Raw genomic sequence first — 24,791 nt, 5'->3', positions numbered from 1 at the left:
CTTACTTTTCGTCTCTCCGGACACGATGTTTCGCCTCCATTACTGTAGATTTCCATTCTCAATATTCGGCTTAAGGAAATTCTCGTATGCATAATCCCACAACGTCTTCGAACCTTCCGGCGTGATCTCGTTGCGCTTCATTACCTGTTCCGCACGCACGCCCCGGTCTTTCCAGTCAAATCCACCTGTACTTGCAGTGAGCATCATCGGCTGCAGGTTATCCATCGCGCGTGCAAACTTCGCTTCCGGCGTCTCCTTCGCCTCGAACTCCAGCCAGATATCATACAGTTTCTTCGCCTGATCCGCTGGAAGCAGATTGTAGATGCGGTCTGCCGCTTTCTTCTCCCGCGCTTCCTGCGTCTTCTTGCCTTCCTCATCATAGGCGTAAGTGTCTCCCGCATCGATTTCCACCAGATCGTGGATTAAGAGCATCGTGACTGTCCGCAGCACGTCAATCTTCTCATTTGCATATTCGGAAAGCAGAATCGTCATAATTGCCATATGCCATGCGTGTTCTGCATCATTTTCCCGACGCTTTCCATCAGTTAACTTCGTCATCCGGGTAATGAATTTCTCCTTGTCGATCTCCCGGATGAAATCCATCTGTTTGTCTAATCGTTCGTTCATTTTACGTTCACTCCATTTTTATATAAATGAAAAACATGGCTGGACTTTCGCTCCCTCCATGTTTTTATTTTTGCTTTATGATTCTTTGGTTCTTCCGCTTGTGAACAGCACAACTGCTGCAATCAGATCAATAATACCCTCTGCCAGATAAAACCAATGATGTCCCTGAATATTCGGGATGATATGTATCACGCTCATCAACGCCAGATACGCGCCGGTCACATAATTCATATATGGCACGCCCTTGATGATCAGAAATGCAAGCACACCACTGATCAGCAGCGTCACAATATTTCCAACCGAAAATCCCAATATCAGATTGACAATTCCTTTTACGATCATGTATGCCCCGATCAGAGACATCCATTTTCCACCTGTCTGTTCCATATCTACACCTCATTTATTTGCTTTTCAACAATACTTCTCTATGAGTGTAACACTTTGATTGGAATAACTCAAATGTTTTCTGTTAAATCTGTCTATGCTTACCACATCCCCACAAATATATTTATGTATGCACAAACGTCAAGATAAACTGCGTATAGCTTCCAAACTCGCTTCGTACCGAGATCTTACCACCCATGCCCTCGACGATGGATTTCGTCAGGGAAAGACCGATTCCGACACTGTTCGGATTGACCGCTTTGTTGATACGATAGAAACGTTTGAAAATATTTTTCAGTTCAGACTCCGCGATGCCGCAGCCCTCATCCTTCACATAAATGCGCGTGTACATCGGATTGTCTTCCGTCCAGATATGGATCGTCGTCTGCTCGCTGGAATAGTCTGATGCATTTTTCAGCAAATTAATGATTGCTTCCGTCAGCCAGTCTCCATCGCAGACAAGCATCTGTTTCTCGTCGATCTGCACATCAATCTGCTGCCCGCGTTTCTCCGTCAGATATGCGACGCTCTCCTTCGCCTGCGCCACAATCGCATATAGACTGCACGGATGCTTCTCAAACTGAATTGCCCCCGCCTCAATTCGTGCAAGCTTCAGCATGGACAGCACCATCCATTCCATACGGCTGACCTGATTTTTTGATTCCAAAAGCATCTGCTTCTGTTTGTCAACATCTGGCACGCGTCCATCATACAGCAGATCTAAAAATACCGTGAGCGACGCAAGCGGTGTTTTCAGCTGATGGGAAATATCCGACATGATATCCCTCAGAAAGATCTTCTCCTCTTGCTCCTTGCGGTTACTCTCCTTTAACGCCTGCACCAGCTTGTACAGATTCGTATATAATTCTCCAAGTTCGCCCTGCTTATATGGTTCTGCCGGAACCTGTTCCGGTGCTTCGAGAATCTGGTTCATAATATCTACGATTGCCCGTAGCTCCCGGCTCATAGTACCGATTGAACGACGCCCTGCCACGTAAGCACTTCCAAGCAGCAGACAGCCAAGCAACAATGTCACCCACAACTGCCAGCCACGCAGCCACAAAACCAATGCAGCAAAAACAGCGTAGACAAGGTACGCAATTCCGCCGTATATGAAAAATCGTTTATGAAATTGTTGTAGTTCGTAACTTTTTGCCTGCATATTTATATTTTTACAATCGCTTCTGAACCGATAACCCACGTTATTTGTGCATCGCTATCACTTCCGGAACCGGTACCCCATTCCACGCACAGTCTCAATATAAGCTCCATCTTCCCCTAATTTCTGTCGAAGCCGTTTGATATAGACCGAAAGTGTATTGTCCTCGAAAAACTCTCCATCAATATCATAGAGCTGTTCCATGATTGCACTCCGACTGATCACCTGTCCACGATGCTGCAATAAAAATCGCAGCAACCGCAGCTCGCTCGTCGTACAATCAAGTTTCTCTCCATGCTGTGTGAGAACAAATGCTTCCCCATCGAAGATTGTATTTCCAAACGTCACAACACGATTGCTATTTTCTTGGCTCGTCTGCCGTGCCTGCGTATAACGCCGAATATTCACTGCTACCCGCGCCAGCAATTCCTTCACGCGATACGGTTTCGTCACATAATCATCCGCCCCAAGCTCCAGCCCTTGAACAATATTTGCTTCCTCTGCAACCGCTGTCAGAAATATAATCGGGACATCGCTGTTCTTCTCCCGAAGTTCCTTGCAAAACTCAAATCCAGTTCCATCCGGCAGCATCACATCCAACAGCACAAGGTCGATGCTATCGTCGAATTTCTCACGCGCCTGTGCCAGATTTCCTGCGGTTGTCACCGCATAGCCTTCCGAAGTAAGCGCATATTCCGTTCCCATTGCGAGGGCAAAATCGTCCTCCACCATCAATATCTTATGTGCCATAATCCCAGATTCCTTCTATATTACTTGGTATTCTTACGCTTATTATACCATCAATATGAAAAAGACGCACCACCATTTCAGATGATACGTCACATCTCTTATTTATCAATCTCTCCGCATCGCTGTAAGCGGTGAAAGCTTTGCCGCCCATCGTGATGGGAAATAACCTGCAATTGTTCCAAGCAGCATCGCCATTCCGACTGCTGATAATGCAAGCTTTGGCGTAATCACAGCAATCTTCGTACCTGCTTCTAAAAGCAATGCAGATACTGCGATTCGGTTGATAATCTTCCCAAAAAGCAGTGACAATACCACGCCACACGCACCACCAACAAGTCCGTAGATACCTGCTTCCAGCAAGATCATTGCCATCAATTCCCGCTTCTCACAGCCGAGTACCTTCAAGGTTCCAATCTCCGCAACCCGGTCATAAACAGCGGTTGTCATTGTGTTGCTGATACCGATTGCCGCAACAAGGAACGAAATAAGTCCGATGCCACCCAGCAACAACTCCAGCATTCGTACTGTACGCATCGCTGTATCACGGTACTCCTTCATATTCGTTGTCTGATATCCCATATCCTGTAATTTCTTGACAACAAACTCAACGTCTTCCATCTTACCGACTTCGACAACCACGCTTGAATACACCCACGAGGTGTATGCATTTCCGTTCTTGTCGAGTGGCTGTCCAAGCACATTTCCCTGGGCTGCATGTTTCTTCAGATATGCGCGCAGCACATCAATATCGCAATAAATGCTCTGCGACTGCTCACTGAACTCGTCTGCGTCCCCCTGCATCACTCCCGCGATCGTCAGCCGATCTGTGATTTCATTTTCATCAAGTCCCAGTGAAACCTTCGCCTTCTCGCCAATCCATGCGTTCAGGTCTCCATTTCCATCCTGGTAGCTGGTCATGGTGTTATCATGGAAGAACATATATCCCATCCCATTTCCGATCACCATCTCCGGCTTTCTGGCATGCTCCGACAGGCTGGACGTATCAGTCAGTGCGATTGCGGATAACTGCTCTGCGGGGATGCCAACCAGATTCGTATAGGCGGTGTATTGTCCAACTTGAATATTCGCGAATACTTCATAGCGCGGATAGACATTCGCAACCTTGTCAAGCTTTGCAAGTTTCTCTATGGTATGGTCCGTCAGGAGCATTTTCTTGTTCCGGTTGTTCTCCGGTGTCTGCACAGTGATCTGACGAATCGAGGCATCGTCGCCATAGCCTTGCAGGAGTTCCCGCTTCACGCCCATTCCGAGCGACAGCAGAGAGACAACTGCTACCACACCGATCATCACGCCAAGGAGAGTCAGGATGGTTCGCACCCTTCTACGCTTGATATTTTGAATTGTTAAATGCATGATAAATTTCATGGATTCCTCCTTTTCGCAAATCCATATAGTTTATCGTGAGTTGTTCAGAAATACAATTCTATGCAGACACACTCTCGCTCACTTCATCACGCAATGGTACTAAACTCACGTCAAACAAGTTTGCCGTTCGCTAAGTGCCAGCGTGCTTCAATGGTCTGCTTTAGAATATGTATTTCTGAACAACTCAATTTACACTTTTGGGGATTTGCGATTTCTCCATTTCACCTTATCGTGAACGTTTTTTGTTAATAGTTACACCCACGAATACACCGACTGCAAGCACGCAGGCGCAAATCAGGAGAATCTGCCATGTGACAGGTCCGGTCTTCTCCGGTGCTTCCTTCAAGACCTCCAGATCTTCGTAATCGACCGTCTCAATGTAGAAGGATACATCCACTTTTTCTTCGTGCTTATTGCCATTCCGGTCTTCGTAGGTCACAATGATCCAATCCTCCGGTTTTGCCATCTCTTCAAAATCAGTTACCATGACTGCCTTTGCCAGAAGATCTACGTTGCCGCTTTTTCCTGTGTCAATATTGCCGATGTATGTCTCCTGCTTCTCCACGTGTTTTCCTTCCACGCGGGCATTTACATTGTAGAGCATGCCCTCGCCGAGGTTGTTGACCTGCGCGGTAATCTCCACCTCGTCACCGACCTTCGCATCATCTGTCATAACATCTGTCACAGATATGCGCTGCTTCAGATATACTGGCAGATACAACGTATCCTCCATCTCAAATGCCTCGCCGGAAGTATTCTCGTACCCCATCTTCACAGAAAGCTTGTACGTCTTCTCTGCAAGTCCCGCTGCCGCCTGCATGGAAAATGTCTGCTCACTGGTTTCATTTCCAGCAATCTCTGCCACATAAGCACTTCCTGTTCCAGTAACCGGGATGATCTCGCCACCTTCCGAAGCGACTGTCACTTTCATATTTTTGACTTTGTTCTTGGAAGTATTCAGAATCTCCAGAGTCAGATTAAAATTATCTCCGGAATAGATCGTCGCGGCTGATACTTTGTAACCGGAAACCAATACCTTCGGTGTCGCCGCCTGTGCGGAATACGGACATACAGTTGCAGCTACACTCAAAACCACCAGAATAGCAAGGATAATCTCTCTTAAATGGTGATTTCTTCTTTGATGTTTGCTTTGTTGATTTTTCCATCCTGACTTATTTGCCATCATTTTCTCTCCTTTAATTCTGCCCTGTTTTTCCCTGTCTTTTAGGCATCTCACAAAGTTCTCTTCACCTATCTAAGTCCGTCTTTCTAACAACCTATCGTTTTCCTGCTCACTCCTCGGTCAGCTTACCATCTGTGATCCGCACGATGCGGTCTGCCTCTCTGGCAAGATCGATGTTATGTGTGATCAGCACAAGGGTCTGATTCAGCTTCTTTACAGAGTCCTGCAGCAGCGCCATAACTTCATTTCCATTTGTAGAATCAAGTGCTCCGGTCGGCTCATCGGCAAGAATCAGAGACGGGCGGTTTGCAAGTGCCCGCGCGATTGCCGCGCGCTGTTGCTGTCCGCCGGACAACTGGTTTGGCAGATGCTTCCGTCTGTCTTTCAAACCAAGCATCTCAATGACATGGTCGATGTACTCCCGATCCGGTTTCTTATGATCCAACAGAATCGGCATCTGAATATTCTCCTCCACAGTCAGAACTGGAATCAGATGATACGACTGAAATACAAATCCGATTTTTCTCCGGCGGAACACCGACATTTCCTCATCCTTCAATGTTGTGATATCCCGGTCGTCCACGATTACTTTTCCATTCGTAACCGTGTCGACACCGCCCATGACATGCAGCAGTGTGGACTTGCCGGAGCCAGACGCTCCGACCACTGCCAGACTTTCTCCTTTTTGCACGGTCAGATTCACATCATCGAGCGCCCAAACCCGTGTGTCTCCGCTTCCATATATCTTCGTGACATGTTCCATCTTTACAATATCCATGTTGATTTCCCTCCTGATATCTTTATTTTTGTTATTTTATTTCTTTCTGTTGGAGCAATTCTTCTTTTTTCTGTTTCTTTACTCCTACCTGTTTTTCTCTTCTTTTCTTCCTGTTGGAGCAAATATCCTGTTTTTCAGCTTTTCCCCCAATCCAGCCTGCTTCTTTCTTCTTCCCGTTGGGGCAAATATTCTGTTTTTCAGCTTTTTCCCCCAATCCAGCTTGCTTCTTTCTTCTTCCTGTTGGAGCAAATATTCTGTTTTTCAACTTTTCCCCCAATTCAGCTTGCTTCTTCCTTCTGCCCGTTGGAGTAAATATTCTTTTTTTCAGCTTTTTGCCCCAATTCAGTTCCAATCCAGCCCCAACCCGGCTTCAATCCAACCCCAAATCAATCTCCGGTTGCATTCAGATCATCCGCGATCCGGTTTGACATCCGCTTCATCGGTATATAGATGGACCCACACATCACAAGTACCGAAAGTACAAATCCAATCACTGCTCCGATAATCGGGAATGTAAGCTTCACCATGAACAGCACCAGCGCTGCTTTCGCAAGCGGCATCATAACCGCAAAGCCCAGCACATCGCCAACGATATTCGCACAGATAACGGAGATCACACCTTCGAGCATTACCATCTTCCGAAGCTCCCGCACCGATACACCGATTGCGCGAAGCTGTGCGAATTCCTGCCGACGCAGATAAAGATTGCTCGCTGTCGTATTGATGATATTCAGAGAACTCACACATAAAATCACAATCACAAATGCAAGAATATATTTGATTGCGCTGATGGATGTACTAAACAATGCCCCGGAATAAATGGCATCCGGATACGAGTAATCTCCCATTGAGTTATCCAGCACGTTCACCAGCTTCGATGTCAGCGAAGCGGAGATATTGTCCGAACGAAGCTTACATTTCACACCTGTGGAATCCGATTTTTCAAGTCCGGTCATCCGGAAATAATTTGCCAGTGGTACAATACACTTTACAAATCCTTTTGTCTGCAATTTGTCCTTATCTATCCGGACAATGCCCTGAATCTCATATGTTTTCTTCTCATTTCCCCATTTCAGCTCGATCGTGTCACCAAGCTTATAATCCGTCGCCGGATATTCCACCGTTGATGCAATCAGATCAATCGCATCATAGGATTCATCATCCATGCCTTCATCCAACGTTGCTTCCACATTCTGTACAAGCACAATTCCGTTCTCATCGACATCCAGCGTTCCTTCGACCAGATACGATGCATATTCCTGATACTCGTCCTCTCCGTATCCAATCACGCTCACACGGTCCACCGGTGATGCACTGTCTTTATATTTCTCACCTGTTTCCAACCGTTCAACGATCTGCCCCTCCAACGTTTCCTGCCGGAAATCCTCTGTGAAATGTGTCCGGAATTCTTCGAAGTCCGCAGCCTTCATAGTCGCTGCATATACTGCTTTCACGTCCTTCACTTCTTTGTTCTGTGCAATGTCTGTGAGTGTCTCTTCGTTTGGGAGTACTGATTTCACTGCATCTATGGTCTCTTCATCATTTGCCTCGTTGAAGAAATACACCTGATACTCTCCGTAAGAAGGTGCAATCTGCTTCTGCATCTGTACAAACGAAGTGAAGATTGTCGCGATCGTGATAAATGCCGCGATTGATAACGCAAATGTTGCAATCGTCTTTAAGAACCGACGCTTGTTGCTCATCAGATTCTTGTATGCATAATCGCCCTGCACGCCGAAGATCTTTCCGAAAATGCTTTGCTTACGTGCCTTAACCTTCCGTGTTCCGCTTGTCTGCCCGCGCACCGCCTCGATCGGTGAAATCTTCTTTACGAGTTTTCCATTCTCATCCATAACGAAGAACAGATCTCCGATAAAGACAATCAACACATACAGAAATGGAAGCACATGCGGGAGAACCTTGATATTCATGGATAAGCCAACCAGATATGCAATTGGAAATCCGATTACGATTCCGCCAAGGATTCCAAGCAGTTCCTGCATGCATCCCATTCGGAATATCACACTTTTTAACTGTCCCTGTGTTGCTCCGATACAACGCAGGATTCCATAATCTTTGATCTGTTCCATCGTATTCAACTGGATCGTTGTCCGGATAATTCCAACTCCGATGACTGCGATCACGAACGACAAAAGCAGGAACATCAGAAGAATAATGTATGTATCATTTCCGGTGTCGCCCTGCAGATAGTAGGATGCGAGCTGTTGGTTTAATTGCGCCTTCACACCGTAGGTCTGCTCGATCGTTTCCATATTCGCGTCCAACCGGTAAGGATTTTTCACATTAATGTAGATTGCATTTTCAATATAGGAGTTCGAATAATAATCGTAGTATTTTCCACGATACGCCGTCTTCACGAAGTCCTGTTTGAGCAATGCCGGGACATCCTGATTTTGCTCCGGCAAAAGCACGATCTCGTAATCTGCCTGCTTGCGAAGTGCATCGCGGGTATTGATGAAGTTACTGAAATACAAGGTTAATATCACGAACAGAATTCCTGACGCTAAAGCGACACCTAAGATGGTCAGGATGGTTCGCTTCTTCTGAAACTTTAGATATTTGATTGAAAGTTTGGTGTAGTTTTCCATATCGCTCCCCCGTAGTTTGTATTTATTCAAATAATTGCAAAACATAAAATTTATTAACATATATTTTTATCTGGTTCATTCTATATACAATGTATTGGAGCTAAGAAGTTCTAAATGTTCTAATCTACATATTCGCAAGCTACGCCACCACCGCCAATTCGCCATCCATGGCTCAGTGTCGGTTTGTTTGGACATCGTGTCCAAACATGGCTTGCATATTTATAGAACATTAAGAACTTCTAAACTCCAAACATATCGTATATGTAGAATGAATCCAGATAAAAATATATGACCCAAGTAATTGTATATGTTTTGCAATTATCTGATGAATATATCTACACTATATCAGACATATATTACGGGGGCGTGACAAACTAAGTGACAGTTTTGTCACTTTCAAGCTTTATAACAAAAACGCTGTATACATTCCTGCATACAGCGTTTTCAACTTCCACATATTTTTCCGTATAACAATTCAAACTACTGACGAATATCTACATATCCATACAGCAATGCCGATTGACGAAATTGTGTATAGTCGCCATTTCCAGAGAAAAGATCAAGATACAGATATGGCAGTTCGTCCTCCGTTACAAGGAATGCCAACGTGACCGTTCTTGTTTCACCCGGCTGAACCCGGATCAGATGATTTTTCTCCTCTGCACTTTTTCCGTTATAGTAATAAAGCGGTACATTGGAAATACGATAATTCTGTCCATAGTAACTATCATAATCCACATCATCCTTCGCATAGACGTCAACCGTTTCATAGCCATCTCCGGTTTCCTTCGCCCAGAGCAGGCCGCATTGGAACATGGTATCTCCGGTCTGTTGGTCACTCGTGTTCGTATACGCAACCTCGATATAAAGGATCTTTTCCTTTACTTCCTTCGTCTCTACAACCTCATCTAATTGATCTATACCATTCCCACATTTCTCATAGGCGATCACATTGTTGAGCAACTTTCCTTCCGCATCCGTTTTGACCGGATCGAGCGCATAGGCTGCATCAATCGCATCCGGGGAATCCAGTAATTCCACCTTGGATACCTTTGCCGTCAGGGAAGACTGCGGTACATTGAAGCTATCTCCGACCTGATGCATATGTTCTTCCATTGATTCTTTCGAAGTTTCCGTAAATCTGTTCTTCTTGCCAGCGTTTTCGTCTGCCTCATAAACAGGCGCTGCGGCAGTTGCTTCCTCCTGCCCTGTATATTCTTCCGCCACGATTCTGCGTTTTGCCTCCGGATCATCGGTTGCGGTAAGCTTCAATCCTTTTACAATATCTATGGCAGTATCAAGTTCGGTATCGTCATACACAAACATTCCTAACAGATAATTGTTTTCATATGTGACATACAGCTCATACTGAATCTGTCGTCTGGCTGATTCCAGAACCTGTCTTTCTATCACAATTGCCTGTCGGCCATCGATATCCAGTTCTTTGGTGGAAATAACATGTGTTTGATCAAAGGAAACCTGCTGATCCGCCGGCATTTTCAAAAATGTAAACGAAACGCCTCCCATATATGGTGTATCCTTTTTATAAACTGAAACTTTTTTCACATAATTATTTCCATCTGCATAAATATCATCCAACCCATCTACCGTCATACCTTCCGGTACGTAGGAAACATCCAACGTATACAGTGCATTCTGATTCACTTCCGCGTCGGTATCCGTCGCATCGGTATTGGTTGCCTCTCCATAGATCAATGTAGAGCCATATTTCCCCTGCTGCTCCAGATGCATTTTGTATAACTTTGTAGCCGCCAGTGTGGTTCCTCCGCCCACGCAGGCAAAAGCAAGAATCGCGGCTGCAACTCTCCACATTTTCTTACCGTAACGCTGTTTTTTCTTCAACTGCTGTTCGACCGTCTCCTCGATCATATCCCGGATATAATCCGGCATTTGCAGACACTCTGATTTCATCTCATTGATTTTATTTCTATCAATATCCATAACACATTACCTCCTTTACCCGTTTCAATCATCCCGGTGTTCTGACCTTCATGCCGATTTTGCCTTTAATATTCCTCGCAAATGCTCCCTTGCCCGCACCAGACGTTTCTTGACTGCCGATTCGGTAGACTCGAGGCATTGCGCGATTTCCCGAATGCTGTACTCCTCAAAATAATACAAAATAATGCAGGTCCGCTCATTCTCCTTCAGCCGCATGATGCTTTCATACAATTCCGAATACTGTCCGTACCCACGTATGTATTCCGCTTCCCGGCCTTCTTCCTGATATTCCTCCCAAGTTACGACCTTCTTATTCTCTCGTATGACCTGATGACATTCGTTGATCAGAATTCTTATAAACCATGTTTTCGCATACTTATCATTGCGCAGGCTGTACAGATTCTCAAATGCATGCACGATCGCATTTTGAATCGCGTCAGCACAATCCGCATCATTGCATAAGTAGCTTTTGGCGATCCGGTACCAGCTTTCCTGGTTCGAAATCACAAGTTCACCAAAGGCTTCTTTCTTCATGTGTTTCACTCCCTTCCCTCCGGAGTTTTATATTCTGTATGTCCATACACCTATTAGATGATTTAGGGCACGGAAAAGTCCCATGTTTACTCTTTTTCCAGTAAATGTTTATATGTGCTGTCGATACTGAGCGCGCCGATCGGTGCTGTAATCACGATTGCCATGACCGCAACTGAAAGCACAAGTGTACCGCAGGAAAGCCCGGCTGCCAGAGGAACTGACCCAATCGCCGCCTGCACAGTAGCCTTCGGAAGATACGCAATGATACAGAATAGCCGTTCCTTCCATGTAAGCTTCGTACCAAGCATGCAGATGCAGACACCGACTGCGCGGAACAGCAGCGCTGCCCCAATCATCAAAAGCGCCATTGCCCCAGCCTTTGCCATATACCGGATATCAACTGCCGCTCCAACCAGCACGAACAGGATTACCTCTGCGGCAATCCACAGCTTACCGAATTTCTCTGACAACCGTTTCGACACAAATGTCGTGCTCTTCACCTTAAGCATACATGCCATACTGACAACTGCCAGAAGTCCGGACACTGCCACATATGCAGACACCCACTCCTCGATTGCAAGCAGCAGACACGACATACCTAAGATCACAATCAGCTTCGTTGAGTTACGAACGCAGTGATTCTTCTTATACGCAAGCTCGAAGAACCGGTACAGCAGATAGCCGACGATACAACCGAGTACGATTCCTAACACGATTGAGATCGGGATATTGATAAAATCCTTCGCATTTGCATGTCCGCCCTGTGCCATCTGCAAAAATGTTGTAAATAACACGATCACGAAGATATCGTCGCACGATGCCCCCGCCAGTATCATCTGTGGGATACCTTTCTTCGTTCCATAGCCTTCCTCCATGAGTTTCACCATACGCGGTACAACGACGGCTGGGGAGACCGCACCCATGACGGCACCCATAACGGCTGCCTCGACACGTGTCACGCCGAGGATCATCGGCGCAAACAGAATATACCCACAGATTTCAAACGATGCCGGCACAAACGACATCAGGATTGCCGGGCGTCCCACCTTCTTTAAATCCGAGAGGTTCAACGACAATCCTGCCTTGAGCAGAATGATGATAAGCGCTAATTTCCGCAGATCTGCGGAGATTCCAAGAATCGACGGGGACAACAGATCCAGCACATAGGGACCGAGTACGATTCCTGTCGCCAGCATGCCGATGATGCCCGGCAGGCGGATCTGTTTACAGATGGCGGACATCGCAAGTCCGACCAGAAAGATAAGTGCAAGTGATGTTAACATATTTTTCCTCCTTTTAAGCTCAAAAAAAGCTGACACCTTCTGCGATCAATATCGTAGAAGTCATCAGCTTTATAAGCAGTTCCGGTTACCCGAGGGAGAACCTCATTCCCTTTTTCTGTATGTAACTATACGCCCGTATTGCCGGTCTGTCAATCCTGAAGTTTCATCACTTTGTTTCGAACACCAGACGCATGCTGTCGCTCCCTGAAATCACGATTGTCATCTGTTTTCCGGAAATCGTCGCTTCCATCGTTTTGTTCGAATCACTGTAATGCAGGATGTATTTTTCACCTGATTTTTCCAGTGTTCCCGTGTGCGCCTTTCCACTGTTTGTAAATGTAAAATTCGTTCCATCCGCACACGAAAACTGTGGTGCCTTTGCATCCCGGTTTGAATCATCATATGTCATAGACTTCCCATTTACTGTCATTTCGACAATTGACCACGCAGATGTAATCTTCGCATTTTTTGAATCCGAACCTCCACATGCTGCAAGACACAACGCCATCGCAACAACCATTACAACACATAATAACCTTCTCTTCATCTCATTTCCTCCCCTGTTACTTATTGCTTTTCAGTGTACCATATCAAGATTATATATTGCAAGCAATCTCATGTTAACTATATGTAAATCATTCATGTTCAGACACAATTATGAAATCTCCCGCAAGGCTTTCTTAAACTGGAACGAAAACAGGATTGATGTAAATGTCACCGCAAGCACGTCCGCGATCGGCTCTGCCAAATAAACAGCCATCGTCTTATCTGCTGTAATGATATGCGGCAGAATGAAAATAAGCGGGAGCAGGAGCACAAATTTACGCATAATCGCAACAAGAATGGATGCCGGTGCATTTCCCAGTGCATTGAATGTCATCTGACAGGCAATCTGGATACCAAACATGAATAATGCTGCAAGGTAATAACGGAGCGCATCCTTGGTAAATGCAATCAAGGCTGCATCTGTCGTAAAAATCGATGCAAAAACCTTCGGGAAGCATATGATAAACAACCACAGAATCGTGGAATATAGCAGGCTGACCTTCAGCAATAGTTTAAATGCAGCCCGGACTCTGGATGCATTTTTCGCACCATAATTGTAGCTGATAATCGGCTGGGCACCCTGTCCCAAGCCCTGCAGGGGAAGCATCGCAAACTGCATCACACTTGTTAAGATCGTCATCGCACCGACTGCGATATCCCCACCGTATTTCAGGAGAGAAGAATTAAAGCACACCGATATAATACTCTCGCTGCCCTGCATAATAAAGATCGCAGAGCCGAGTGCCAGACACGGAAGGATGTACGCTGCCTTTAATCCCATGTTTTTGCCACGGATACGGAGTGTCGTCCGCTTCCCGAACAGAAAGCTTATTACCCAGACGCAGGAGCAGCATTGGGAAATCACTGTCGCAAGTGCAGCTCCCCGAACACCCATATGAAGTCCGAAGATAAAGATCGGATCCAATATAATGTTCGCGATTGCACCGATCAATACAGAGAGCATGCCTTCCTTCGCAAAACCCTGCGCTGTGATAAACGCATTCATACCAAGAGTCAGCTGAACAAAGATCGTTCCGAGTGCATAGATATTCATATACGATGCCGCGTACTCGATCGTGTTGGCACTTGCACCAAAAGCGAGCAGGAAATCCCGGTTCCAGATCAGCAAAACTACCGTCAGAATAACGGATAAGAGTATCTGCATCGTAAAACAGTTGGCGAGTATCTTCTCCGCATCGTCTTTCTTATTTTTACCCATGAAGATCGTCGCACGAGGTGCGCCGCCATTTCCAACCAATGCCGCAAAGGCAGTTATAATCATGATCAGTGGCATGCAGACGCCCACGCCGGTCAGTGCCATCGCCCCCGTATCCGGGATATGTCCGATATAGATACGATCAACAATGTTATATAACATGTTAATCAACTGTGCGGCGATTGTCGGCAGTGCCAGCTTCGCAAGCAGCTTTCCGATTGGCTCGGTCGCTAAGAATGTACGGTCGGATTGTACGGACACGGATGTTGCATTCGATTCTTCGTTTTCATTTTGTTGTTTCATTTCTTTTCCTCATTTCTACTATATACTTGATAATTTTTCCGTTATTTCAAATGTGACATTACATTTTGATACAGCCGCTCATTGTACGCTGCAAAATTCTTCTTTTCATCCTCCGAAAATCCCGCAAAGATGCACGATACAAGGGCTTCCTGTTTTTCTTCAATAGCACGGACAATATCGTCTGTCTGTCCCGTGAGTTTCAGGTGTATGATCCGCTTGTCATCCGGATCTGTATATCGTGTAAGATATCCTTTTTTCTCCAGAGTATCGACAGCCGCAGACACATTTCCCCGCTGTAGCATCCGGAATTCCACAATATCCCGCGCAGAATCATAGGAAGGGTTATTGTGCAGAAACGTCAGAATAATAATCTCGATGCGGCTGAGATTAAACTCATACCGCACACTTTCCAGATATTTCTCCTGTAGTTTCATCAGACATTTCGTCATGTCAAAGACATTGGATGGCGTCTGAAGTTTCATTTCTCGGTTCCTTCTTTCAATTAGTTCTTTTTAGAACTATTATAGTAGTAAAAAAGAAATAGTCAACCACTATTTTGGAAATAAAAAAGAGCCGTCGCCACATATTAAGCAACAGCCCTTTTCCACATTCTATTTAATAATTCTCAGCATGTACCTCAAAGTAAGACTGTGGATGTGCGCATACCGGGCAAACCTCCGGTGCCTTCTCGCCAACTACGATATGTCCGCAGTTTCTGCACTCCCATACCTTGACCTCGCTCTTCGCAAATACTTCCTGCATCTCCACATTGTGCAGTAGTGCGCGATAGCGTTCCTCATGCCGCTTCTCAATAGCACCAACGAGACGGAACTTCTCTGCAAGCTCTGGGAAGCCCTCTTCCTCAGCCGTCTTTGCAAAGCCCTCATACATATCAGTCCACTCGTAGTTCTCGCCCTCAGCCGCCGCAGCCAGATTCTCAACCGTGCTTCCAATTCCATTCAATTCCTTGAACCACATCTTTGCATGCTCTTTCTCATTGTCTGCGGTCTTCAGGAACAGGGAAGCGATCTGCTCGAATCCGTCCTTCTTCGCCTTGGAAGCAAAATACGTATATTTGTTTCGAGCCTGTGATTCGCCCGAAAATGCCTCCAATAAATTCTTCTCTGTCTGTGTTCCTGCGTACTTATTTGCCATAACTCGTTTCTCCTTTCAAAAGTAGTAATTATTACTATTTCATATATTATACAAAAGAAATTTTATTTGTCAATTAGGTTTTTATATTGAACGGTTGTTCGATTTATGATATGCTTTTATTGTGTAATTGAAAAGAAAGCAGGATGTGATTTTCCGATTATTTGATGCCCTCTAGTTTTACGAAGGAGGGTGATGCCCTATGAACACGCTTGAAGTTTTAACTTTATTGCTCGTTGTTTTCGCGGCTTTGTCTTACATAGACGATCATAATAAAAAGAAATAGCATCCCACCGACCAAAGTGAATGCTATTTCTAAAATCTGTATTTACTGAGGGCAAATCGGATATTACATCCGATTACCTTTCTAAGTAGATTATACACGAGGGTACTTGATTTTTCAAGTGCCCTTTTGAGTTACATTGATGCATACCTTACAATGGCTATTTTTCCTTACTGCATACATGCTCCACAATCACACGTACAGCCGCATACAATACGCCGACAATCGGCCATACGATCCCAGCATCTTTCCAATCGTTCGTGATAAAGCTGATACCAAGAAAAATCGCTGTTGAACCAAGCCAATACGCAAGTGAAAATGCGCCCATCTTGTCGCTGATTTTCTTTTTTGCCCTTGTATAATCGCCTTCTTCAAGAAGTTTCTCCATGGCAGCCATCTGCGTTCCTCCCAGCACAAAGAAATATACACCACAAGAAATCAGAAACAGCATAATCCCTACCATACATACAATCGGGAAGTCCCGATCACCGAATATAGCTATACCGCCAAAAAGCGGAATCACAGAAAATATACACAATGTAACACCAATCACATTGTAACGGACATATCGCTCATGGAACTGTTCTTTGCGTTCCTTCACCATTCCTGTCACACCATATTCTGTCTCGAAGCATTTTGTCTCTAAGAATTCAAATTTCTTCTGTTTCATATCGGTACATACAAAAATTGCAACCGCAATTCCAACCAGTATGAACATCACACACATTCCAACTCCACCTGCAAAGTCTTCTCCGATTCCAAACACTTCCACTTCGCTGGCTGCCCCTAACACGATCAGGCAGATTGGTGATATCACGCAGAGCCATGTTGCAAATGCGATTCTTTTTGCAGCCTCTTTTATGATCTGCAAAAATTCACTTGCCATTTCCATTGTCACTTTATACTGTGGTTTGTCTTCTTCATAAGAATCCTCCCCGGTATAAATCTCCTCTTCCATCTCATCTTTAATGAGATAGTCCGTCGTCACACCAAAGATCTGACTAAGCTTCAATATTTTATCCAGGTCCGGAACTGCCTGTGCCCCTTCATATTTGGAAATGGATTGTCGGCTGACTCCTAATTTATGTGCCAGCTCTTCCTGAGACCAACCATTCTTTTTTCGCAAGTTAATAATCTTATCCGCTAATATCATAAGCGCCTCCTCCTGCCATCCGCATGGCATATTTGATGTTCTTATCGTACGAATTTTCTCCGTTACACACAAGAAAGCCGCACGGACAATTTGTCAACCGATGGTTGCAACCCCTGATTTTTAGCCATTTTTTATGCGCGAACTAGAAAATCCGCAGAAGCACCATATAACAGACTGTCCCAAGCAGGATGCTCAAAAATGTATTGTGCTTCCATTTGTAACTGACTGCCACGCCCAAGCCAATAAGTGCCGGCTTGTGACTCGTCGCAATATTTTTCTCTTTTGTTTGCTCATCTTAACTATTGATTCCTTTATGTTTATTTGTCGTGCGACAAATAGATTCCATTCCTAAGTATATTTATTTTTATATCGCGCGTCAAATAAAAAAGCAGATACCCTATGATATCTGCTCTTCTAACTCTACCACCCCAGATCCAGCAGCCAGTTCTGTAATCTGCGTTCGCGGTCTGCATCCGATAAATTCTCATCCTCCGGGGCTTTGTATTCCCCTTTGATTGTTCCATCCAATATATATAAGACTCTCTTGCAGCGGGATGCAACCTTGGCATCATGTGTTACCATCATAATCGTCGTTCCTTCGCGATTCAGCTTCCCAAGCGCATCCATAACCTCTGTTGATGCAGCCCGGTTCAATGCACCGGTCGGTTCATCTGCAAAAAGAAGCTTCGGATGATTCACCATGCTTCTGCAGATACACGCCCGCTGCAGTTGTCCCCCGGAAACCTCATTGATATCATTGTCTGCAACCTCTATGATTGACAGTTTCCGCATCAATTCTTCCGCAAATGCAACCTTCTCGGCACGCGACCGCTCATCCTTTTTACTCTCCATTGCCGGAAGCAGAATGTTATCCAATATTGTCAGATTCTTCATCATATACATCTGCTGGAAGATAAATCCCATCTCATCCAGCCGCACCTTCGCAAGCTCCGTCTGTGACAGTTTCGCAATATCCCTGCCTGCAAAGCAAACCGTTCCGCTTGTCGGCACATCCATACCCGATACCGAATAAAGCAGTGTCGACTTTCCGGAACCAGAAGGTCCCATGATTGCTACCATATCGCCCTCTTCCACTTCAAAGTTCACATTTCGAAGAACGTTATTCTGCCGCTTGTCAATCACATATGTTTTGCACAAATCTTTTACTTCCAATATATTCGCCATAATTTACACCCTTTCCGATTTCATTTTCCAAGTGCACTCCTACTCTACATTTACAATGTCTGTGCCACGAATCCTGCGTATATGAAATGCGGTCACGCTGACTGCAATCCATGTAATCGCAAGCACGATACCCGGATAGATCAAGATGATTCTTACCGGACTGAAATAATAATCTACATTTGTCGCTCCCATCATCGCCCAGATCGGATCACACCACAGTTTCGTAATTGGTCTGGTCAGTACAACTGCAAGGATTTCTGCAAACCCAGCAACCAGCATGAACCGTATTACATGCCACCAGAAGATGCTTCGATTAGAAAATCCAATCGCTTTCAAAAGAGCAATCTGTCCATGTTCCGTAGATATAAACGACCGTTCCATCAAAACCGTCACGAGAATAACGACGATTCCTGTTATCGCCAAAAGCAGCAGACAGACCGTATCCATCGTATCCCCAACGCCCATGCAATCTACGCAATATCCCGCAGCATCAAACACTCCGGTAATTCCATATAATTCCTTGATTTTCTTTACACGCGTCCGAATCTCCTTCTCATCTGGATGATCTGAAAAATCAACCTGAAAGCCCGGCATGGTCGTCGAATACTTCATTGAAGTCGGTGCCTCTTCATGGAGCCGTCCAACCTTTCCCAACTGGTTCATTGTCTGAAATAACGCTGTCACAACACAGTCCCGTTTCTCCGTTCCAAAATCAATCGTAACTGTATCTCCGATTTCCACGCCAAGCTGGTCGGCAATCATTGGCGTAATGGCTATCTCATACGCATTTTGTGGTGGAGTTCCCTTCTCATATGTATAATCCGTCGTATGCGTCTCTGTATTCTGCTGGAATAACACAGAATATAACTTTCCATTTGCCTCACAGGCATACTTGTACCAGACTTCCATGCTTACCTTATCCACCGGCATACCTGCAGCTTCCAACTCATCCGCAATCGCCTGATAGTTCTCCTGCAGGACGGGCTCTTGATCCTTATCCACAAGAACCGTTTTCATCATTTTAGGATCTGTGATATAGATATCCGACTCCTTTCCAAAACAGGTGATCATACTCTTACTCTGCATCGTCGATGTCACCATCACAACGCCAAGCATAAATACCGAGCAGATAAAAAATGGCAGCACGATTGTAATAAACCGGCGTGGTGCACTCAATATATCATTCAGTGCCATATAAAATGGTGTACGCGCGCGACTTTTACTTAACCGGTATATCGTTTTTTTGTGATACCGTTCTCCCGTCTGTCCGTTTCGTATCGCGTCAACCGGTGTCAGCTTTCTGACCTTTCCTGTGCAAAGATACGCAAATCCAACCATCAGACCAATCACAGCCAACACGCCGATTGCATTAAAGAGATACCCACCCTCATTGCCAAGCACCATCTTTTTCGAGACAGATGCGATCAGCAGATTGCCAAATGGAATGCTCACGAAAAATCCGACTATTCCGCCAACGATTGCCATTGCCAGATATTTCACAATATACAGGCGCCGTATCTTCGCATTTCGGATACCGATCGCCTTCATCACGCCAATCTCGCGAAATTCCTCCCGGATGGAAAATGTAATCACAAATTTCAAAATCACGAAGGATACGATGATCAGGCAGATACTCAGCACAAGCACAAGCATCGCCAGAATCATATCCATAACATACGACAGGCGGATTGTAGCTCTCTCTGAAGAAAACAATATATTGGTTGCGCTTGCCAATTCCGCCGAAAGTGTCCCTGTATCATCCGTCTCCACCTGAAAGATTCTCCCAAGATAAGGTTCCAACGATTTGTCCGCTTCATACGCTTTGAAATCATTTTCGCTGAGCAGAAATCTTGTATTTCCCATAAGGTCAGAACCAAGCAGCGCATCTTTGATTTCGCCCGCTACTCGAAATGTCTTATCTGTGTTTTTCATCTGAATCCGGATCGTATCTCCGACGTGCATATCATTTCTTGCAAAACTTCCAGCAGTAATATAGATTTCTCCGTCCGCAATCTCCGTCAACTCCTGATTATCTTCCAGAAAATAATGAAACTGCGTCGTATCCAGCGATTGTATCAACAAAGTATTGTTCTTTACCTTCAGTTTCTCGCCCTGATATGTGATATCTCCATTCGTTCCCCAGATACATTTTTCCATGCTGTAATCCTTTACACATCCCGATGTTTTCAGGATCTGCTCTACGCCGCCATCCCCGTTCTGCGTGAACAACACATAATCTTTGATCCCGGCTTTTTCAAAAAAATAATCAGTTCCATTCATAACCGTGACCACATTGTTCAGACCACTTGCAACAAAAACCGCCGCCAGAATTGTGAACAATAACAGGATCACATTCATCGTCTTTTTCCGTTTGATATCCCGCTTTAAGATATTCCAGTACATAAATCTGCCCCTTTCCTTGTTTATGGCTCAATCATAACAGGGAAATTATTAAATAATCCTTAAAAAAGAAAAATGCAGGAATCACCTACATTTTTCTAAGTACAATCGTAACTGCAAAGCCTGTTTCCGGCGTCTTTGCATAGATATCTCCATCCATCTTTTGAAGCAGTTCCTTGCAGATATATAAGCCCAATCCGCTTCCGCGGACACCTGCGTGATTACTTCCACGATAAAACGCATCAAAAATATGTGGCAGTTCCTCTTCTTTGAGACCTGCACCAGAATTTTCAATCGTAATCAGGCTGTGGTCTTCTTCCTCTGAAAAGAAAATATGCACGTATTTTCCATCGCCATATTTGATTGCATTCTCCAGCACGTTTTGTCCCACTTCAACTGCACGGTCCAGATCGCCATATAACAGACAATCTGCATAAGACTCCATCTGAAAGTCTGTATGTAAATCCGCGAATTTTTCTTTGTAATAGAGTTTCAACGCCTGCATCATCTGCGACAGATAAAACTCTCCGTGCTGCACGTCCAGCTTCAGGAAATCTTCCCGTGCCGCTTCCGAGATCTCGCCTACATATTTCTTAATTGTCTCTGTGTTTTTGCGAATCCCGCCAATCGCCTGCTGCCTTTTTTCTTCATTTTCATACAGATTTTCCTCCAGTGCCTGCGAGTATAATTCAATCGCCGAAAGCGGTGTGCGTATATCATGCGACAACGACAATAAGAGTGTCTTCTTCTCTTTCTCCAGCTCCAGTCTTCTTAACTTATCCGCCTCCAGCTTTTCCCGCAGCATATCCAGGCTCCACAGGAATTTTCCGAAGAAACGGCTTTTTTCTGCCTTGATTGGTACGGACAGATTTCCTTTTGCAAGTTCTGTTGTTAGTCCTTCCATCGACGCAAACGGGCGAACCAGTTTTCTTCCGAGCAGTATCAGAAATGCCGCTGTACAGATCCACAACGCACCCAGCACCAGATTCAGTTTCCATATACTTCCGTACTGCACCGTGCGTCTGTAACAAAACCGATACAGCTTGCCCTGCACTTTCTCCACACGATACTCTTCGTTGCACACTTCCTGCGCATCAAAAATGCTTATCCGCGTAAGTGTCGGATAGTCTGACAACTTAATCTGTTCCAAAGGAATTCCTGTTTCCAGCTCCTGTACACACCTTGCCACATCCACCCGGTACGAATATTCATCCTTGGATTTCAGAGCTTGTACCACGAAAAGGTTGCTAATCCCTATCAGACAGATTTCCAACAATAAGAAAATTATTACAAATCTACGATATTTATTCAAACCGATACCCCGTTCCCCATTCCGTGATAATGTGCTCCGGATGTTTTGGATCTTTCTCTATTTTCTGTCTGAGCCACTTAATATGTACTGTCAGTGTCTGCATCTCCGATTCACTGTCGCTGCCCCAGATCGTGCGGAACAAATATTCTTTTTTCAGTGTCACGCCTTTATTTTCCATCAGCAATTTCAATAGCTCAAATTCCTTCGCTGTGGAATCAACCTTTTGATCTGCCACATAAATCGTCTGTGTCGCCGTATTCAGACGGATCGTTCCGGAGATCAATTCCTCCTGTGCGTATTTGCGTTTGAAGATACCATGAATCTTCGCAAGCAGGATATCCATATCGTAAGGCTTTTCAATGTAATCATCGGCACCCAGATTCAAGCCTTTTAATTTGTCGTTTTTTTCTGTCCTGGCACTCACAATCAGAATATGTGCATTGGACGTCTCTCGAATCTTGGAGCAGACTGCAAAGCCATCCATCCCAGGCAGCATCAGATCTAAGATTACAAGCTTCGCTCCGTATCGTTCAAAAAGCTCCAATGCAGCCTCGCCATCCTTCGCAACACTTACAATATAATTTTCTTTCCGCAGAAAATCCGAAAGCAGCTCGCCGATTTCATGATTATCCTCTACTATAATGATATCTAACATATATACCTCTACTTCTGCTTCACATCCACATCTCCACTCGATGTTACAATCTTGCACAGATAGTCGGAATCCGCATCTCCATCCGGAACATCCACAGCTCCGCTATTGGTTTTCGTCTCAAACCGATATGTGCGTCCCGCTGTAATCTCCATATCGACATCACCGCTCGATGTTGTGATATCGAATTTCTCAGCATCACAGCTCTCCAGATCTATGTCTCCGCTGGACGTCGACATACGCAAGCTTTCTGCGGTTATATCCTGCATCTCAATATCTCCACTATTAGCTCCAAGTTCTATCTGCTTTGCTGTTGCATTTTCCAGATCAATATCTCCGGAAGAAGATGTTGCCATAATGGAATCCGGGACATTTATATTCTTCATATATAGATCTCCACTGGATGCAGATACATTTACAGTTTCTGCATTCACATCCTGAATTGTAACATATCCGCTCAAGGTTGTTACAGAGATTTCTTTGTATTCCGCATCTGCCAGATACAACCGTGCCGTCGTATCTTTTCCAAATCCCAGTGATACAACCGCTTTATGTTTGCCCTTGTCGTCCGTTGTGAATTTCAGCACATGTTCCTTCACATCCACATGACTTGTCCAATCATCCGTATCATAATACTCCACATAATTCTTACCGGTCTTTGATTTGCAGATCTCGATATCCATGCTGCTTGCCCCGGCTATCTCTATTTTATCAAATGCATCCGCAATCTGCACGGTTTTCTTCTCGGCATGAAGTGCTTTCATCGTGGTCAGATCGACCGCTCCATTCGGAAACTTAAATCCACCTATTGCAATTCCGATAAATCCTATAATCACACCGATACCGACTAGCACGGAACCAATGATGACCGCTTTTTTAGTTTTGCTCATATCTTAGCCCTCCTTTACGAACTTTCTTTTGATGCCGCTCACAGCTGCCTTACACAGATTCCAGAATCCAACCGTTACCGGCTTCACTGCGACAAAGAACAGAATCGTAAGTCCGACACCTGCGAATCCGCACCCAAGCATAAATACCGCTGCCGGAACATTGCTGATCATCAGGAATGGAACCACAGCTAAAACTCCCGCAATTCCCGCGACTGCTGCTGATATGACTACTGCATAAAATGTAATCAATAGTGAAAATACAACAACTAACATACTTAATACCAGAATTCCGGCTGTAAGCAGAAGCGGCACCCAGACCGGAGAACCAAGTACAATCAGAACAATCTCCCATGCACGCAGGCGATGCGTCGGTTTGATCTTCTGCTTAACGATTTTGCTAAGTGGCGTATCTTCCAGAATCTGATCCACGGCTTCATCCGGTGTATCCATCGTGGCAACCGCCTCTTCCTCCGTCATGCCATCTTCCATCCGGTCATCGATCATCTCACTGTAATAAGCGATGAACCGCTCCATATCTTCCGTCGGCATCTTCGGAATCCGCACCCGGATTGCCGACAAATATTCCTGTTTATTCATGGTCTTGTGCCTCCTTCATAGGTTCTTCCCGAACAATAAACCGATAGATGGATTCCAGTTCCTTCCATTCCTCCTGAAACTCATCGATTCGCGCCCGTCCTGCGTCTGTAATATGATAATATTTCCGAAGTCGTCCGTTATGCTCCACCGATTGTACCGTCAGATACGCATTTGCTTCTAAGCGTCGTAAAATCGGATACAGCGTCGACTCCGAAATCGTCACATACGGTTTCATATCTTTGATGATCTGATATCCATAGGAATCTTCATCTTTGATTGCCGCCAGCACGCATACATCCAACATGCCTCGTTTTAATTGAATATCCATATGTATACCTCCTTATGTCACATACTATACGCCGCATAGTATTATATGTCAAGTAGTATTTTAATCTTGAACATAAAAAAGAGAACCTGAAAATTCAGGTTCTCAAATATCCGTTCAAC

At 44.9% G+C, this 24,791-nt stretch carries 24 protein-coding genes and 1 riboswitch; all 24 genes read right to left on the bottom strand.

Annotated features, from left to right (window positions below):
* Positions 1-39 precede the first annotated feature (39 nt).
* Positions 40-627: an HD domain-containing protein gene (locus H9Q76_RS02315; RefSeq protein ID WP_117781304.1), complete on the bottom strand. Its 588-nt coding sequence runs from the start codon at positions 625-627 to the stop codon at positions 40-42.
* Positions 628-702: 75 nt separating this feature from the next.
* Positions 703-1,014: a DUF308 domain-containing protein gene (locus tag H9Q76_RS02310; protein WP_021984638.1), complete on the bottom strand. Its 312-nt coding sequence runs from the start codon at positions 1,012-1,014 to the stop codon at positions 703-705.
* Between the two features lie 121 nt (positions 1,015-1,135).
* On the bottom strand, positions 1,136-2,173 hold the full coding sequence (locus H9Q76_RS02305) for a sensor histidine kinase (RefSeq protein ID WP_249321494.1): 1,038 nt from the start codon (positions 2,171-2,173) through the stop codon (positions 1,136-1,138).
* A gap of 57 nt (positions 2,174-2,230) precedes the next feature.
* Positions 2,231-2,920, bottom strand: a complete 690-nt coding sequence (locus H9Q76_RS02300) for a response regulator transcription factor (protein WP_118735054.1) — start codon at positions 2,918-2,920, stop codon at positions 2,231-2,233.
* Positions 2,921-3,025: 105 nt separating this feature from the next.
* The gene (locus H9Q76_RS02295; protein ID WP_249321491.1) at positions 3,026-4,306 is read right to left on the bottom strand and encodes an ABC transporter permease; all 1,281 of its coding nucleotides are present in this window, start codon (positions 4,304-4,306) and stop codon (positions 3,026-3,028) included.
* A gap of 226 nt (positions 4,307-4,532) precedes the next feature.
* Positions 4,533-5,489, bottom strand: coding sequence for a COG1361 S-layer family protein (locus H9Q76_RS02290; protein ID WP_118546128.1), 957 nt, complete (start codon positions 5,487-5,489; stop codon positions 4,533-4,535).
* A gap of 109 nt (positions 5,490-5,598) precedes the next feature.
* A complete protein-coding gene (locus tag H9Q76_RS02285; RefSeq protein ID WP_021984643.1) occupies positions 5,599-6,267 on the bottom strand; it encodes an ABC transporter ATP-binding protein in 669 nt (222 codons plus the stop codon).
* Positions 6,268-6,298: 31 nt separating this feature from the next.
* Positions 6,299-6,619 (bottom strand): hypothetical protein, encoded by a 321-nt coding sequence (locus tag H9Q76_RS02280; RefSeq protein WP_249321488.1) that lies wholly within the window; start codon positions 6,617-6,619, stop codon positions 6,299-6,301.
* A gap of 34 nt (positions 6,620-6,653) precedes the next feature.
* Positions 6,654-8,876 carry an ABC transporter permease gene (locus H9Q76_RS02275; protein ID WP_249321486.1) on the bottom strand — a complete coding sequence of 741 codons (2,223 nt, stop codon included), beginning with the start codon at positions 8,874-8,876 and terminating at the stop codon, positions 6,654-6,656.
* A 480-nt stretch (positions 8,877-9,356) separates the two neighbouring features.
* Positions 9,357-10,838: a hypothetical protein gene (locus tag H9Q76_RS02270; protein ID WP_249321483.1), complete on the bottom strand. Its 1,482-nt coding sequence runs from the start codon at positions 10,836-10,838 to the stop codon at positions 9,357-9,359.
* A gap of 48 nt (positions 10,839-10,886) precedes the next feature.
* Positions 10,887-11,372, bottom strand: a complete 486-nt coding sequence (locus tag H9Q76_RS02265; protein WP_021984646.1) for a sigma-70 family RNA polymerase sigma factor — start codon at positions 11,370-11,372, stop codon at positions 10,887-10,889.
* Between the two features lie 86 nt (positions 11,373-11,458).
* Positions 11,459-12,655: a cation:proton antiporter gene (locus H9Q76_RS02260; protein ID WP_021984647.1), complete on the bottom strand. Its 1,197-nt coding sequence runs from the start codon at positions 12,653-12,655 to the stop codon at positions 11,459-11,461.
* Between the two features lie 47 nt (positions 12,656-12,702).
* Positions 12,703-12,774, bottom strand: a riboswitch (Fluoride riboswitch).
* A gap of 47 nt (positions 12,775-12,821) precedes the next feature.
* Positions 12,822-13,202, bottom strand: a complete 381-nt coding sequence (locus tag H9Q76_RS02255) for a hypothetical protein (protein ID WP_195541493.1) — start codon at positions 13,200-13,202, stop codon at positions 12,822-12,824.
* A gap of 108 nt (positions 13,203-13,310) precedes the next feature.
* A complete protein-coding gene (locus tag H9Q76_RS02250) occupies positions 13,311-14,720 on the bottom strand; it encodes an MATE family efflux transporter (RefSeq protein WP_249321480.1) in 1,410 nt (469 codons plus the stop codon).
* 41 nt (positions 14,721-14,761) lie between these two features.
* The gene (locus H9Q76_RS02245; protein WP_249321478.1) at positions 14,762-15,202 is read right to left on the bottom strand and encodes a MarR family winged helix-turn-helix transcriptional regulator; all 441 of its coding nucleotides are present in this window, start codon (positions 15,200-15,202) and stop codon (positions 14,762-14,764) included.
* Between the two features lie 133 nt (positions 15,203-15,335).
* The gene (gene rbr, locus H9Q76_RS02240) at positions 15,336-15,875 is read right to left on the bottom strand and encodes a rubrerythrin (protein WP_249321475.1); all 540 of its coding nucleotides are present in this window, start codon (positions 15,873-15,875) and stop codon (positions 15,336-15,338) included.
* 440 nt (positions 15,876-16,315) lie between these two features.
* A complete protein-coding gene (locus H9Q76_RS02235; protein ID WP_118374747.1) occupies positions 16,316-17,308 on the bottom strand; it encodes a helix-turn-helix domain-containing protein in 993 nt (330 codons plus the stop codon).
* Between the two features lie 420 nt (positions 17,309-17,728).
* Positions 17,729-18,493: an ABC transporter ATP-binding protein gene (locus tag H9Q76_RS02230; protein WP_249321472.1), complete on the bottom strand. Its 765-nt coding sequence runs from the start codon at positions 18,491-18,493 to the stop codon at positions 17,729-17,731.
* Between the two features lie 39 nt (positions 18,494-18,532).
* Positions 18,533-20,896 (bottom strand): ABC transporter permease, encoded by a 2,364-nt coding sequence (locus tag H9Q76_RS02225; RefSeq protein WP_249321470.1) that lies wholly within the window; start codon positions 20,894-20,896, stop codon positions 18,533-18,535.
* Between the two features lie 85 nt (positions 20,897-20,981).
* Complete coding sequence (locus H9Q76_RS02220; protein WP_249321469.1) at positions 20,982-22,130, bottom strand: sensor histidine kinase; 1,149 nt, start codon at positions 22,128-22,130, stop codon at positions 20,982-20,984.
* A 67-nt stretch (positions 22,131-22,197) separates the two neighbouring features.
* Positions 22,198-22,860, bottom strand: coding sequence for a response regulator transcription factor (locus H9Q76_RS02215; protein ID WP_249321467.1), 663 nt, complete (start codon positions 22,858-22,860; stop codon positions 22,198-22,200).
* Positions 22,861-22,868: 8 nt separating this feature from the next.
* Positions 22,869-23,747 carry a DUF4097 family beta strand repeat-containing protein gene (locus H9Q76_RS02210; RefSeq protein ID WP_249321465.1) on the bottom strand — a complete coding sequence of 293 codons (879 nt, stop codon included), beginning with the start codon at positions 23,745-23,747 and terminating at the stop codon, positions 22,869-22,871.
* 3 nt (positions 23,748-23,750) lie between these two features.
* Positions 23,751-24,344, bottom strand: coding sequence for a DUF1700 domain-containing protein (locus tag H9Q76_RS02205; RefSeq protein WP_249321463.1), 594 nt, complete (start codon positions 24,342-24,344; stop codon positions 23,751-23,753).
* Complete coding sequence (locus H9Q76_RS02200; RefSeq protein WP_021984661.1) at positions 24,337-24,672, bottom strand: PadR family transcriptional regulator; 336 nt, start codon at positions 24,670-24,672, stop codon at positions 24,337-24,339. The genes H9Q76_RS02205 and H9Q76_RS02200 overlap by 8 nt, the downstream gene beginning before the upstream one ends.
* Positions 24,673-24,791 lie beyond the last annotated feature (119 nt).

Source organism: Wujia chipingensis (assembly GCF_014337155.1).
In the GTDB taxonomy this organism is placed as follows: Bacteria; Bacillota; Clostridia; order Lachnospirales; family Lachnospiraceae; genus Coprococcus_C; species Coprococcus_C hominis.
Note: the sequence above shows the minus strand (reverse complement) of the source record. Positions and strands in the feature narration are given on the sequence as shown.